This window comes from Microcystis sp. (assembly GCF_048564745.1).
GTDB classification, from domain to species: Bacteria; Cyanobacteriota; Cyanobacteriia; order Cyanobacteriales; family Microcystaceae; genus Microcystis; species Microcystis ichthyoblabe_A.
This window is the reverse complement of the sequence record NZ_JBLZRT010000014.1, coordinates 1-14,344: the sequence shown is the minus strand read 5'-3', so window position 1 is coordinate 14,344 and position 14,344 is coordinate 1. Positions and strand designations below refer to the sequence as shown.

Annotated in this window: 10 protein-coding genes and 1 pseudogene; 2 read left to right on the top strand and 9 right to left on the bottom strand. The window is 40.0% G+C overall.

The annotated features are described in order from the left end of the window. The first annotated feature begins 7 nt into the window (after nucleotides 1-7). Nucleotides 8-2,848, top strand: coding sequence for a UvrD-helicase domain-containing protein (locus ACOCD9_RS02430; protein ID WP_419546285.1), 2,841 nt, complete (start codon nucleotides 8-10; stop codon nucleotides 2,846-2,848). A 414-nt stretch (nucleotides 2,849-3,262) separates the two neighbouring features. On the opposite strand, the gene ACOCD9_RS02425 is transcribed toward ACOCD9_RS02430, so the two are convergent. From ACOCD9_RS02425 to ACOCD9_RS02390, 8 genes are all read right to left on the bottom strand, one after another. Continuing rightward, nucleotides 3,263-3,910 carry a Uma2 family endonuclease gene (locus ACOCD9_RS02425; RefSeq protein ID WP_287700311.1) on the bottom strand — a complete coding sequence of 216 codons (648 nt, stop codon included), beginning with the start codon at nucleotides 3,908-3,910 and terminating at the stop codon, nucleotides 3,263-3,265. A 144-nt stretch (nucleotides 3,911-4,054) separates the two neighbouring features. Then, complete coding sequence (locus tag ACOCD9_RS02420; RefSeq protein ID WP_287700313.1) at nucleotides 4,055-4,702, bottom strand: Uma2 family endonuclease; 648 nt, start codon at nucleotides 4,700-4,702, stop codon at nucleotides 4,055-4,057. A gap of 38 nt (nucleotides 4,703-4,740) precedes the next feature. Next, nucleotides 4,741-5,208 (bottom strand): DUF29 domain-containing protein, encoded by a 468-nt coding sequence (locus ACOCD9_RS02415; protein ID WP_419546284.1) that lies wholly within the window; start codon nucleotides 5,206-5,208, stop codon nucleotides 4,741-4,743. Next, entirely contained in the window at nucleotides 5,205-7,553 is a 2,349-nt protein-coding gene (locus ACOCD9_RS02410) for an HD family phosphohydrolase (RefSeq protein WP_419546283.1), read from the bottom strand. The genes ACOCD9_RS02415 and ACOCD9_RS02410 overlap by 4 nt, the downstream gene beginning before the upstream one ends. 79 nt (nucleotides 7,554-7,632) lie before the next feature. Further along, complete coding sequence (locus ACOCD9_RS02405) at nucleotides 7,633-8,106, bottom strand: hypothetical protein (protein WP_419546282.1); 474 nt, start codon at nucleotides 8,104-8,106, stop codon at nucleotides 7,633-7,635. A gap of 55 nt (nucleotides 8,107-8,161) precedes the next feature. Then, nucleotides 8,162-10,879 (bottom strand): formylglycine-generating enzyme family protein, encoded by a 2,718-nt coding sequence (locus tag ACOCD9_RS02400; RefSeq protein ID WP_419546281.1) that lies wholly within the window; start codon nucleotides 10,877-10,879, stop codon nucleotides 8,162-8,164. Between the two features lie 8 nt (nucleotides 10,880-10,887). Next, a complete protein-coding gene (locus tag ACOCD9_RS02395) occupies nucleotides 10,888-11,859 on the bottom strand; it encodes an AAA family ATPase (RefSeq protein WP_419546280.1) in 972 nt (323 codons plus the stop codon). After that, complete coding sequence (locus ACOCD9_RS02390; protein ID WP_419546279.1) at nucleotides 11,841-13,226, bottom strand: hypothetical protein; 1,386 nt, start codon at nucleotides 13,224-13,226, stop codon at nucleotides 11,841-11,843. The genes ACOCD9_RS02395 and ACOCD9_RS02390 overlap by 19 nt, the downstream gene beginning before the upstream one ends. 126 nt (nucleotides 13,227-13,352) lie before the next feature. Here ACOCD9_RS02390 and ACOCD9_RS02385 point away from each other — a divergent pair, with 126 nt between their 5' ends. Then, nucleotides 13,353-13,538, top strand: coding sequence for a hypothetical protein (locus ACOCD9_RS02385; RefSeq protein ID WP_419546278.1), 186 nt, complete (start codon nucleotides 13,353-13,355; stop codon nucleotides 13,536-13,538). A 118-nt stretch (nucleotides 13,539-13,656) separates the two neighbouring features. On the opposite strand, the pseudogene ACOCD9_RS02380 reads toward ACOCD9_RS02385, so the two are convergent. Next, nucleotides 13,657-14,344: pseudogene (locus ACOCD9_RS02380) on the bottom strand (NADPH-quinone oxidoreductase); the annotation flags it as partial.

The following is a 14,344-nucleotide window of genomic DNA, read 5'->3' as shown; positions in this document are numbered from 1 at the left end:
GGTTACAATGGATAATTCAAACCTAAATAAGCAATTAGTAATTAATAATATTCAGGAATTTGCCGAGCTTGTTGGTAATTATGATCAAGCTTGGAAGCTTCTTGTGGGTAAAAAGGTTAGTCGTATTCGTGAAGAAGTGAAATACAAAGGGAAAAAGACGGGGATAAAAGGCACTAAGAATTATAAATATGGACAAATCATCAACATAAAATACGAAGATGATACCGTGTCTGTGCATATTAAATATCAGCATAATTTTTTTGCTGAATATAGAATCGAGAAAATTATTAATCAATTTAGTGATATATTTCCCTTTATTACCGTACAAGAAATTTTCCAAAAAGTACCAGAAATTAAAAATAAAATACTACAAGATATTTACCAGAAGCTTGAATATGATTTCCTTAATGTAAATAAACTTTATCAGGAAAGATTGTATAAATATCTGACTAAGGGAGAATTTTGGCAAGAGAAACATAGATTTGTGCAATCTTGGCTAGAAAAAAATCTAGGAAGAAAACCAGATTTAGAGCAGTCTTTAGCCATTGGAGAAGTTAATAATAATATCCAAGTCTTAGCGCGTGCGGGTAGCGGCAAAACTAGCACATTAGTCAACAAAGCTTTATTTTTGCAGAAACATTGTGGTATTTTACCAAGGGAAATATTAATACTAGCTTTCAACCGCAAAGCAGCCGAGGAAATAAGAGAAAGAATTGAACACAATTCACTAAATAACATTCCCTATGTGATGACATTCCATGCTTTAGCTTATGGGTTAGTTCACCCAGAAGAAGAACTAATTTTCGATCAATCCGGTGGGGAACAAAGAAAAAGCAAAGCTTTACAATCAGTAATTGATGATCACCTCAAGTCTCCACAGTATTTCTCAAAGATTCGTGATTTAATGATGGCTAAGTTTCGTGGAGATTGGGAAAATCTAGTTAGAGGTGGTCATTTATTAAATCGAGAAGAAATGTTATCTTATCGTCGTTCTCTACCCAGAGAAGGATTAGATGGTAGATACTATAAATCCTTTGGCGAAAAAGTGATCGCAAACTTTTTATTTGAGCATAATTTATTCTATAGCTACGAACGTAACTATGATTGGAATGGAATAAATTATCGTCCAGACTTTACCATATTTACTGGCAAAAATCAAGGAATTATTATTGAATATTTTGGATTACAAGGTGATCCAGATTATGACGAAATGTCCGCAAGAAAACGTCAGTTTTGGCAAAATGCTCAAAATCAAGCTCGATGGCAATTTCTTGAATTTAATCCTCAGGATATAAAAGCAGCACAGGAGCAATTTGGTAATTTACTGAAGCATAAAATTGAAAGTTTTGGTTTACTCTGTAATAGACTGAGTGAAGATGAAATTTGGGCAAAAGTCAAAAGACGCTCGATCGATCATTTTACCAAAGCGATGGTTCAATTTGTGCAACGCTGTCGCCAGCAGTTTTTAACTACTGAAGAATTAGAGAATAAAATTTTTAATCATAATTGTCTAGAGGAATTTGAGTCACAGTTTCTAGAATTAGGACAGGTTTTTTATCGAGCGTATCTAGAAAGATTAAAAGCTACAGGAGAAGAAGATTTTGACGGATTAATGCAAACAGCAGCTAAACTTATCACCTCCGGGCAAACAATTTTTAGACGGAAATCTGGTGTGGGTGATTTAAGTAACCTTAAATATATTTTAATTGATGAATATCAAGACTTTTCCGAGCTATTTTATCGCTTGATCACAGCCATTAGAAAGCAAAATTCTCAAGCTTGGTTTTTTTGTGTAGGGGATGATTGGCAAGCTATTAATGGTTTTGCTGGTTCCGATCTTAACTATTATCAAAACTTTGCTAATTATTTTCCCAATTCTCTAAAATTAAATATATCAACAAACTATCGTTCAGCCTCTGCCATTGTCACCACAGGAAATAACTTGATGAATGGTTTAGGAAAACCCGCTCAACCTCATAAAAAAGAGTCGGGATTTGTTAAACTGGTTGATCTACAAGATTTTGAGCCAACCCCAAGAGAGATTGAAGATCATAATGGGGATCATATTACTCCTGCTTTATTACGTTTAATCAAGAAGATTATTATTGAAAATAATCAAGAAGTGGTTTTACTCAATCGCAAAAATAACCTGCATTGGTTTGTCAATGATCAAAATAAATTAGAAGACTTTCTTAATGCAATCCGTGGACATCTCCCCGAAAATTTGCGAGATCATTTGACTATTTCCACATCCCATAAATACAAAGGATTAGAAAAACAAGTTGTTATAATTTTAGATGCGGTTAATCGTTCCTATCCTTTAATTCATCCCGATTGGGTTTTTACTAGAATTTTTGGCAGTCATCCCGAGGGAATTGTTGCTGAGGAACGTCGTCTTTTTTATGTGGCTATCACCCGTGCGATCGAGCAACTCTATATAATTACAGAAAGTCCTAACTATTCGCCCTTTCTTGCCCATTTAAATCTGAATAAAATTAATTGGCAAGAATATCCAATACCAGGAGATAATTCAAAATATATAACTATTGAAATCGGCAATCAAAAAGGGAAGGGTTCTCACCCGACTATTCAGATTAGAGACTTGCTAAAAGCTCAAGGATATAAGTGGAATTCCCATCAACATCGACAAATTTGGTATCGTCATGATTTAATGGCTAGTTTCACCACAGTCGATGATTTCTTCCATCAGTCTTCTTGGTATGCTATTGCTGATGGAGTTGAGGTGTGTTTTTATGACGATTTTCGCAATTTATTATGTGTTTGTCACGTTAACAATGGACAGCATGATTGTCTGAAAGCAGCGAATTCAGTAAAATTACATAGTTAGGAATCTTGAGTGAGTCCCTATTGATAATTAATACTAAATCCCGTTCAGAAGGTATAGGGGAGCGGAGAGTTTTGTGCTGTGAACAGTAAACAGTGAACAGTGAACTGAAAACTCACATCTGATAACTGATAACTGATTCAAATCTGACTACTGACTGCTGACTCCTAACCCCACCAACAAACTTTTTTAGCAAACCCTAATTACTGTCATAAGATTTCTCAAAAAAAGAGGAGAAAAAGCAAGTTTTGCCTTTCTTTCCTCCAGTCTAGCGATTAATTACATTGAAACATTAGTGACGAGTCTGCGTTCTCAGAACCACAATAAACTAAGTTTAGTCTAGCGGTAGCGATTCCGCCGGGCCAAATTAGGGTGATGGCGAAGGCACTGGGTAGCGGCACGGTGGCGAATTTAGTATTAACTAAAATTCTCTAAAGCTTCAAACTGACGTAAAGCAAGACTAGAACCTTGATTCCAGCCTAATTCAACATAATAGGGTAAAAGTTTCTTGATATTTATATCGGGAAAGAGACGACTATTTTCGCTTTCTTGATAACTGTCTTCTATTAACAGATATATTTTTAATTCTTCCCGACGATAAACCCACAATTCGGGTATTTTCAACAATTGATAAGCCTCTACATCAGTCAGAGAAGTAAAGTCCACTTCTATAGCTAAATCGGGAGGAGGATCAACAGTTAAATCAATTCTCTCTTTGCCTAAAATTGCCTCTCTATTATCAATATAAAAACAGGTATCTGGTTCTACTCCCGCTTCTCCAGGCATTTTCAAGGTAATCGGATCAAAACATTGCCAGTCTTTACCTTGACGACGGAGGATAATTTTTACTAAATCCCTTAATGTATCAACACGATTGCCATGACTTGGTAAAGGAGACATAAGCCGAATTTCTTGAGTTTTGCGATTAAAATAGAGTTTGGGATAGGTTTTTTGGAGACGTAAACTCAGCAATCTTTCGTAATCTTCCCAAGTCTGATGCGGAAAAATAACTTGACTGCCCGGAGATAAAGATAAAGTATTTTCGTTGAGAGTAATTAGTAGCATTTTGGTAATTATCTTTAGTTTGTCAGATTCCCCCGCCTATCGGCACCCCCCTTATTAAGGGGAGCAGGGGGGATCAAGCCTTATTAAGCCTGGATTAAGGGGGGATTAATTGGATACATGACTCACTTTTATACAAAAAGTGTTTTAACTAAAATTCTCTAAAGCTTCAAACTGACGTAAAGCAAGACTAGAACCTTGATTCCAGCCTAATTCTACATAATAGGGTAAAAGTTTCTTGATATTTATATCGGGAAAGAGACGACTATTTTCGCTTTCTTGATAACCGTCTTCTCTGAACAGATATATTTTTAATTCTTCCCGACGATAAACCCACAATTCGGGGATTTTTAACAATTGATAAGCCTCTACATCAGTCAGAGAAGTAAAGTCCACTTCTATAGCTAAATCGGGAGGAGGATCGACAGTTAAATCAATTCTCTCTTTGCCTAAAATTGCCTCTCTATTATCAATATAAAAACAAGTATCCGGCTCTACTCCTGCTTCTCCCGGAATTTTCAAGGTGATTGGATCAAAACATTCCCAGTCTTTGCCTTGACGACGAAGGATAATTTTTACTAAATCACTTAAAAGATTGATACGTTTGCCATGACTTGGTAAGGGAGACATAAGCCGAATTTCTTGCGTTTTGCGATTAAAACAGAGTTTGGGATAGGTTTTCTGGAGACGTAAACTCAGCAATCTTTCGTAATCTTCCCAAGTCTGATGCGGAAAAATAACTTGACTGCCGGGAGATAAAGATAAAGTATTTTCGTTGAGAGTAATTAGTAGCATTTTGGTAATTATCCTTGATTTTTAGCTGTGGGATTTAACTAATTTCGCTCTGGCAACCAATGCCTATCAAGCATTTGTTCAAGGGAATAGGGACAATTTAGAGGAAAATTGTGAGGAGATATTTCAGTTTTTTGCCCGACAATAAAAACGGCATCTTGATAGATTTTTTCTTGGTTATCTAGGAGATATTTTTCTAAATTTGTGCTTAAATATCCATTTAGCTGAACTCTAAAAGTGGCTATTTCTCCTTGCCAATGCCGATGATTTAATTCAAATTCTTCTGACCAATATTGCCATAACAAAAGATGAATAATTATCTGTCTTAAAAAACTCTCAACTCGATTTTTATCCCGTTTGCTCAAAGCCTCCAACTCCTCGATTAAATGTTGAATATCCAACTCAGCTAGACGATTTTCCTTGAGAAGTTTAATTGTTTCAGTTAACCAGAGATGTTCATCTTGTTCGTAGAGAAATTGTAACGGATTTAGCCAAGTATCTTTTTTCATATTTTTTTGGCTGAGGAGACTTCTAAAACTGCTTTCGGGTAGGCAATGCGTTGATGGTGGAATTGTTGCCAAACTTGCACAAAAACCTCGGCAATAATTGGTAATTCCTCCTGACGAATACCACTATCTACTAATTGTTGATCGCGCCATCGGGCCTGAAAAATCTTTTTGATCATATCCATAGCTTGTTCTGGGGAGGCCTCCTTCAGCGATCGCAAAGCGGCCTCGCTACTATCGGCTAACATAACGATCGCCGTTTCTCGCGATTGGGGAATCGGACCATCGTAGCGAAAAGCCGCCTCATCGACGAATTCTTGACCATTTTGGGCGGATTTTTGCAAAGCTTGCTGATAAAAATAGGAAATTAAGAGATTGCCTTGGTGTTCGGGAATAAAATCGCGGACTACTCGCGGTAAACCGTGTCTGCGGGCCATGACTAACCCTTCGCTAACGTGCTTTTTAATAATCTCGGCGCTGACATAGGGATCATTAATTTCATCGTGTTTATTCGGGCCACCCATTTGATTTTCAATAAAACCGAGAGGATCGTGCATTTTCCCGATATCGTGATAGAGGGTCCCCGTGCGAATTAATTCCACATTACAGTGCAGTTTTCGGGCGGCCGCTTCAGCTAAACAGGCGACAAAAAGGGTATGTTGAAAAGTCCCCGGCGCTTCCGTGGCCAAACGTTTGAGCAAACTACAATTAGGATTGGACAACTCCACCAGACGAATGGGAGTGACCACATCGAAACAGCGTTCCAAATAGGGGGATAATCCTAGGGCGATTACCGTCCAAGCTATCCCCGATAGACCATAGACGAGCGCCGTGGGTAGTAGAGTATAGATGATCGTGCTGGCCGTGGCACTAACGATTAGGTAAGTGAGCAGATAAACACCCCCTTGGCTGACTCCGATTCCCATCCCTAGCAGCGATAATTCATCCCTGGAGCGCAATTTTCCCGCTATCATGGCCGCTAATAGTCCCCCTATCGTCCCCGCGATTAAATCGGCGCTGATACCTTGGATGCTGAATAGGGAAAGACCGGCAGTTAAGAGGACTTGGGTGACGGCCAGAGTCGGGCCGTAGAAACTGCTGACTAATAAACCTACGGCTGCCAGATTGGTAAAGGGAATATTGGCGATCGCTAGGATCGGTGTGGTAAAACTTAGCAAACCCAAGAGAAGAAAATCCCGGTGACGCAGAGGCCGATGGAGACGCTGAGCAACGAGACAAAAAGTCCCGATCGCGCTGGTGACAAGGATTGCCGTTGACCCTAAACCCATCCAGTTAATGCCCCGTTCGCTCAAACCAAAGCCATCAATGAGAACAAACTGAGCTTGAGTAATTTTTTCGCCTGCTTTAACGATAATTTGACCGGTTTGAGCGCTAGACATGACCATATCTACCGCTTCCACCGCTTTAGCGGCTTGTTCTTTGGTTGCCTCCCGATCTTCTATCAGGTTCGCTTCTCCCTCCAGGGCCGCCAGAAGGATATTTTCGGCTAAAGACTGCTGGCGACCGGTTAGGCGATCGCTGCTAATCTGCACGGCGATGGTATCCTGTAGGTGACTGGTGGAAATCCCCGGGGGAATGCCTTGCACCAAAATCCGGCGACTCGCTTGCAGGATGGCTTTTTCTAGGTTTTGCCACTCTCGATCGCCCATTTGGGCCACTGTGATCAGATCGGCGTATTTGAGTTTATTTAAGCTGGAATGCCGATAATTTTGGCTGGTTTGCTCCTTTATTTGCCGTAATTGCCCTAATCGATCGATAAATTGCTCAAAGCTTCCCTTCGTCACGCGCTGACGATAGGCTTGGATTTCGCTAACAGCATATTCCTGCTCTTTTGTCAAGAGGTTTGTAAAAGATTCTTCATAGTTGAGGCGGCTTTGTAGAGTTGACCATTGAGGGGCAGAAAAGGTGAGCAGCGTTTCCATTGTGGCGTTGGAAATAGTCCTGCCCATTAAAATGGAATTTCTTCGCAGAATTGGGCGAATTTGACTTAATTGCCCTAAAGTGTCTCGCAGCGATCGCTCGATCTGGTCGGTGGTTTGGGGGTCTCTTTTCAGCCGGGGAAGCAGTCCAGCCCGAATTTTTTGGCGTTTGAGGGCGGTGGTTTCTTGGTCTTGAAAACGGGCATCTTCGGGGGCGATAATCGTGACGGGGGAAATAGTCCCGACGGCCAATTTCGGCTGATTATAGAAACGATAACCGACCACGCTAGTCAGACAACCGACGGTAAACAGGAAGATTAAGGGTCGTCGCAGTTTACCCAGGGAGTAAGAGCGAGATTTTCGGGCAGAATCAGGAAAAACAGTGAAAGAATGCAGAAAATGATTCATAAATTCCAGCTAAATTCTATAAACTGCGCCACCATGCCCAGAGGAAAAATACCAGCAATTTGGTTTTGTGTTCCCTCTTCTATTTTAAGGACTCCCTGTGCAAAAAAATTTTTTCTCGAAAGGTATCTAGATTAACTTGATGCGGGGGTTTTTCGCCTTCCGCTGCGTCCAAAACCCGTAGGGGCGCATCGCGTGCGCCCAAATTCCCAAATTCCCCCAAAAACCCGTAGGGGCGCATCGCGTGCGCCCAACCCCCCAAAAACCCGTAGGGGCGCATCGCGTGCGCCCAAATAACCCAAATTCCCCCCAAATAACCCAAATTCCCCCAAAACCCGTAGGGGCGCATCGCGTGCGCCCAAATAACCCAAATTCCCCCAAAACCCGTAGGGGCGCATTGCGTGCGCCCAACCCCCCAAAAACCCGTAGGGGCGCATTGCGTGCGCCCAAATAACCCAAATTCCCCCCAAATTCCCCAAAAACGGGTGGGCCGATAATTGCCGGTGGGACGATTATTGCCGGTGGGCGAACGCAGTTCGATAAACTCACTGACCACAGTTCGCCCCTACAAAATCGACCGGCCTTTGGGCGGGAAAAAAAGAGAAAAAGGGTTACAGGGTCCTCCCAGCACCGCACACCACCCGAAAACCGTAGCCGAAGTAGTGGTAGTAGACGCGGCGGGCGTTGTTGTCGCGGGAAGCGGAACGGCAGTAATTCGGATCGTCGTACCAAGAACCGCCCCGCAACGGAGAACGATTATCAGCCCCATATATTATCCAGACACTGCCATCCGTTGGCGCACCCTCATAATTATCGTGCCAGGTATCGGCGCACCACTCCCAGACATTGCCGTGCATATCGTACAGTCCAAAAGCGTTTGGGGGAAACTGTCCCACGGGAGTCGTTTGTTGTCGATATTCTCCCTTCGCTTCCCCGGCGTAGGTATAGCCAGCATTGTAGTTAGCCAATTCCCCGGTAATGGTTTCCCCAAAGTAGAATGGGGTGGTGGTTCCAGCACGACAAGCATACTCCCATTCTGCCTCACTCGGTAGCCGATATTCCGGTTTTGTTTCCCTTGATAGTCGTTTACAGAATTCCCTTGCTTCATACCAGTTGACTCTTTCTACAGGTAGCTCATCCCCTATGAAGCGAGAAGGGTTTGTCTTCAGGTCGATGTCTATTTTAGCAGTTGCGGCAATCGCTCTCCACTGGCCCTGGGTAATCGGGGTTTGACTCATGTAGAAAGCGGGGACTTTGACTAGGTGTTGTGGTCTTTCCCTTTTATGTGCGTCCCAACCAAATTTTTTAACCAGTCTTTCGATTTCCTCATCTTCCGTTCCCATCCAGAATTCTCCTTGGGGAATATACATCATGCGGATATAGTTTTGAGCTTTTTTCCAGTTGCCAACTTCCGCAAGGTTTTCATCGTAAAAATAGGCTTTAACAGGTTTTCTCTCGATAACTTGGCCTGTTTTATTAACCAATACCGTTTCTGCGGTAAAAAGGTTTTCATCGCGGGTAACAATAGCGGCTACTTCGTCTATTAAACGTTTTTGTAGGGTTCCTTCGTCTTCTGGGGAAAGTTGAAGGACATTGCCAACGGGGTTTAAATCCCCTCTAGAATAGGCGGCAATCGTTTTATTAAGCAATAACAAGGGTTCATAATCGGCTAAAGCAGCCGATATATTTTCTAATAAAGCTGTCAATCTCACAAGACGCACTCGGTTATTATTTTTGATAGCTTCTGCTAGTACCTGTTTGATTTCGTTGACCGCTTGACTGGGTTTTAGGTAGGCAAGAGCTAACCATTGTTGATTTTGCCAATAAACCGATTTTGAGCAATAATCACCGATTTGTTCCTGAATATAGGTTTGTAACTGATAGGCCAGAGATTTGAGTTCCTCTGGGGTTAATTTTTCTAATAGTAGTTTACGAACATCGGGAGACATTTCATAGAGTTCTCGATCTATTTTGCGGACTAAACTGGAGAGTAAAATATCAGCGATCGCATACCAGGGAGCTTGATTATTTTTATCTTGATGTTGACGCAGATAATAAAGTAAATTAGGGGATAAACTAAGGGGAAATGCCGCTCGTTTCGCTAGTTCTCTGGTGTTTGGTTCGTTTTCTTTTTCAAATAATCTTAAACGGCTTTTTGCGCTAAAAAAATCTTCATCCTCATCCCAATTATCCCCTTGTTGAAACTGATTAGGATTAAATAAATGACGGGGTGGGATAGCTTCTTCTTTTAGCCATGTTATCAAGTTTTCCCAGTCCTCTGTGGTTAGTTCAAACATGGAAAAATTGGGTATATCTTCAGCTAAATCAGCAATATCGATCGCAGTTGTCCCATACCATCGATGATAGGGTAAGGGGTTTAACCATGCGACTCGGCTAAATCTTCGGCTAAATCGTCGGATAAGGGTTTCTGTTGCGCTCAAGCGCTCTTCTACATAACGTTTTCTAGCGGCACCCGCATCACTAAGAATTAGACAACTGGTTACTTCCGGAGAATAGTTAGAGAGAACTTTGCTTAAAGATTGACTTTCCCAACCGTTTTCTTGTCGTAAAACCTCGTCTCTAATCAGATTATCAAAGTAAAAATGGGGAACATTTGCCCAAGTTTGCTTCATTATCCTACCAAATCCTGCAAAGGGAATCATCGAGTCAGAACAATCAATAAAAATAATAATTTCTCGGCGATAAAGTTGTTTCTTTTGGTAAATTATTTGATCAAAAAAACCTCGTTTAGCCGTTGCCATCACCGTGGCTTTTAGATCCCAAGTTTGTCGAGGACTTTCTAGGGGTAATGGACGCAGTTGCTGCCAACTTTCTTGTAACTTAGCGATGCCAATAGGATAATAATCAGGATTATCTAGGGATGTGATTTTTTTTCGCTTTTCAATAGCTGTGGCAATTTGTGGAAATGAAGTCTCTGGTGCTATTGGTGTATCCCCCGGAGGGGTAATTTCTAATGAGGGAGATTCCCTATCATCCATCGGGTTTATGATTTTGCTAATCGATTCTTCTGGATGGCGAATAGGTGTTTTTTGGGCTATTTCTATATTTATTTCTGGTTGGAATTGTAGCATCTCTGTCCAGGCCTGATCAAACTTTTGTTTTTCTTTCGGGGATTTAACCCATAAAGCTTGACAAAGAAGTTTAATTTTAGGATTCTCTAAGTTGGGATTTTCTTGAATAGCAATATCAGAATCATTGGCGAGTTTTTGAATTAGGTAATTTTCCACCCGATAATATTGTTCAATAGACAGCAGAAATCCTTCTTCGTCTCTGAGTTGATAAAATAGCTCAAGTAGGGGGGATGTCATTGGCTTTTTTAACCTCTTGTTCCATAATCTTGTAAATCGGTACGGCTTTTTAGTAAAACACTAGCGTGGGGTAATTTGTCCTCGTTTAATTTGGCGATAATTTCTTCAGGTTTGTACTTGAGCAACGATTTAAACCAGGCTATTAATTCACTGGTGCTAACTTTTTTTTCTCCTTCAGATTTAGTCTCGTCTTGTGATGTTCTCACTTCCTGAAAACGGTCCACTGCTTTGATGATAACCTCTTGTTCAGCGTCGGTAAACCGTTCGGTTAATATTTTTCTTAATCTTTCTTGGTTGGGTAGCTCAATATAGTGATAAATGCAACGTCTCAGAAAAGCATTGGGTAAGTTTTTTTCTTGATTACTGGTAATTATAATCAGAGGAAAAGCTTGATCATTTGCTTGAATTGTTTCTCCTGTTTCTTTAATGAAAAAACGACGAGATTCAATGGCTAAAAGTAAATCATTAGGAAAATCTCGATCTGCTTTATCTATTTCATCAATTAATACTACCGATTGTTCTTGCTTATCTTGACTTTGTTTAAATGCTTTACCCAAGGGTTGTAAATCAACCCAATCCTTTGAAGTAGCTGGATTTTTTGGCTCAGAAGAAGATTCTTCTATTTCTTTTTGGCTTAAAATTCCGCTAATTTGAGCAGCTTGTAAACGGCCAATATAATCATATTGATAGAGACTATCTTCCGCTTTACTTGTAGATTGAACTATCCACTCATAATATTTTATAGGACCACTTTGCTGACCATTATTAAATTCATAAACTAAGGCATGAGCTAGACGACTTTTGCCACATCCCGGTTCACCTTCTAGTAACAAAGGCATTTCCAATTCAATAGCCAAGTTAACAACTTCTATTAACTCATCACCTGCGTCATAGGGATAAATTTTTTGTTGAATCGGTTCATAATAAGGATCCGATTTGGGTTGAATTTCTCCCCTGTAAGTTAAGGATAGTTTAGCCATCTATTTTCCCTCGATAATTGTCCTTGAAATTGTTGATAAAAAGCGTTCAATGTCTTTTCTATGTCGCCTTGATTGCTATTTTCCCATAATTTCTGCAAGGTAGATTTAAATAAGTCTGTGGTTTCATCCTGTAAGTCACAACCTAACTGAAGTTGTTGAGCAAAAGTAGGAATAATTTCCTGAAAAGACCGTTTTTCAAAGCAAGAGTCAATCTGTAAGCGGTGAATAGTAAATTCTGATAATTTGTCCTTATCTCTCCAATCATTACTTTTTCCATAATCTAACCAAATCATTAATAAAAAGCCTTTAATGGGACTATTTTGTATTCTACTAGCTTCTTCAATTAAGCTTTCCCAAAACGAATAAATATCCTTTAAAAGGGAAAAGTTTGCACAATCAATTCCTTCAAAAATCAACCAGAGATTATTAGCCTTTAAAACTTTTTTAATATCTTTAATATCTTTAATATCTTTAAAATCTTTGAAAAAATGTCCATAAAGACTATACCTATTCCATTCTTCTTGAAAATTAAAAACAATGGTTTTAACGGGCAAATTATTAGTGATAAAGAGTTGTTTGTGTAAACGATGTAAACACCAAAAACGATATGTATGAGGACAAGGGGGAATATAAATACTGCCTTCTCGTAAAGGTTTAGCAGCTATTGAACTGGTAAATTTTACTAGATTAGTGTAATTAAATTCTGTTAAAATATCATAAATCTTCCCATTATTTGTTCGTTGATCTTTTGGGTTTTGATGATGAAGTTGACAACATTGTAAGCTTTCAAAATCTAGGCCTAATACTTCGCAATAAGCTTGAACAATATAAGATTGTTTAGCGGTTCGCCCTTTTTTTCCTAGTCCATATTTTTGTTCAGTACAAAACCGCAAACTATCTCCAGATATGCCAATTACCTTTAAAATAGACAAATCTAATAGATAATTAATATCTGCTAAGGTTAAATGAATTGAATTATCATTAATATCTTCAATTCTGGTTGTATTTATTTTATTTTGAGTAATGTACTCCCTTTTCTTCTCATTTTCAAATCCTTGAAACTTAGATTTATTTTGTAAGTACAATTTCTTACCCTTTGGTTTTAAAACCTCTTTAGTTGCTCCAGATTGTGGCTGAGATTCTGTCATCCAAGCTTTCAAGACATTTAATGGAATGGTATAACTGGAAGTTTTTGTTTGACTACGGTATTCTTCGAGAAATGCCTCAAGTAACCATCGACTTGCTTCTATTAATATTTTCTCTATTTTCTCCGAAGCACAAGAATAGTCTCCCTCATAAGCATCTTTAGCCTTACGAAGGGTTTCTACATCTTCATCCGATAATCTGATTTCGCCAGACCTTAACATAAATCTCGTCAAACGTCAACCTACCATCTGATCCACTTTTTGATCCCCTTTTGCCAGCATTTGCTGAAAGCATTTTAATCAACTTGTCCTCAAAAAACAAGCCCTAAGGCGACAGGAGCAAAATCTATGAAAAAGGAAAATTTCTGGCAAAAACATAAAGCGGACATTGACGTGATTTGCCGCATCATCACCACTTTAACCGCCTTGGCTAGTTTGGGTGTTCAGGTGGGAGAGTTAAAGATTCCCCAAAACGAGATTCCCCCTATCCCTGAGGTTCAATTGGAAGCGGGGAAAAAGACTCACACCCACTAAATGAAGATAAATACTAGGGATTGAAGCACATTACCTGAAATAAAGGCCGATGTGCTTTTTTCATAAAACTAGGCCAAAACGAGGGTGAGTTAAGAAGATAACTCACCCTGAAAGAGATTTAGCGATCGACTGACCCCATAATAATATCAATACTGCCTAAAATCGCCATAATATCGGCAACTTTTACCCCTTTGAGGATATGAGGCAGAATTTGAAGATTATTAAAATCGGCGGCCCGAATTTTCCAACGCCAAGGGAAAACATCATCATTACCGACGATAAAGATACCTAATTCCCCTTTACCACTTTCCAAGCGCACATAATGTTCACCTTTAGGAATCTTAAAAGTGGGGGCGACTTTTTTGGCGATATATTGATAGTCAAAATCATTCCAAGCTGATTTTTTCCCTTCTGCCATCCGTTTTGCTTCCAGATTTTCGTAGGGACCACCGGGTAAACCTTTCAGTGCTTGCCGGATAATTTTCACCGATTCGCGCATTTCCCGAATCCGCACCAGATAACGAGCAAAACAATCGCCGGCGGTTTCCCAATGCACTTCCCAGTCAAAATCGTCGTAACACTCGTAATGGTCAACTTTTCTTAAATCCCATTTCACCCCAGAAGCGCGTAACATCGGACCGGATAAACCCCAGTTAATCGCTTCATCTCTGGTAATGCAGCCTATCCCTTCAATACGACGGCGGAAAATCGGGTTATTAGTGATTAATTTCTCGTATTCGTCCACTTTGGGGTCAAAATAGTCACAGAAATCCTCGCACTTATCCACCCATCCGTAGGGTAAATCC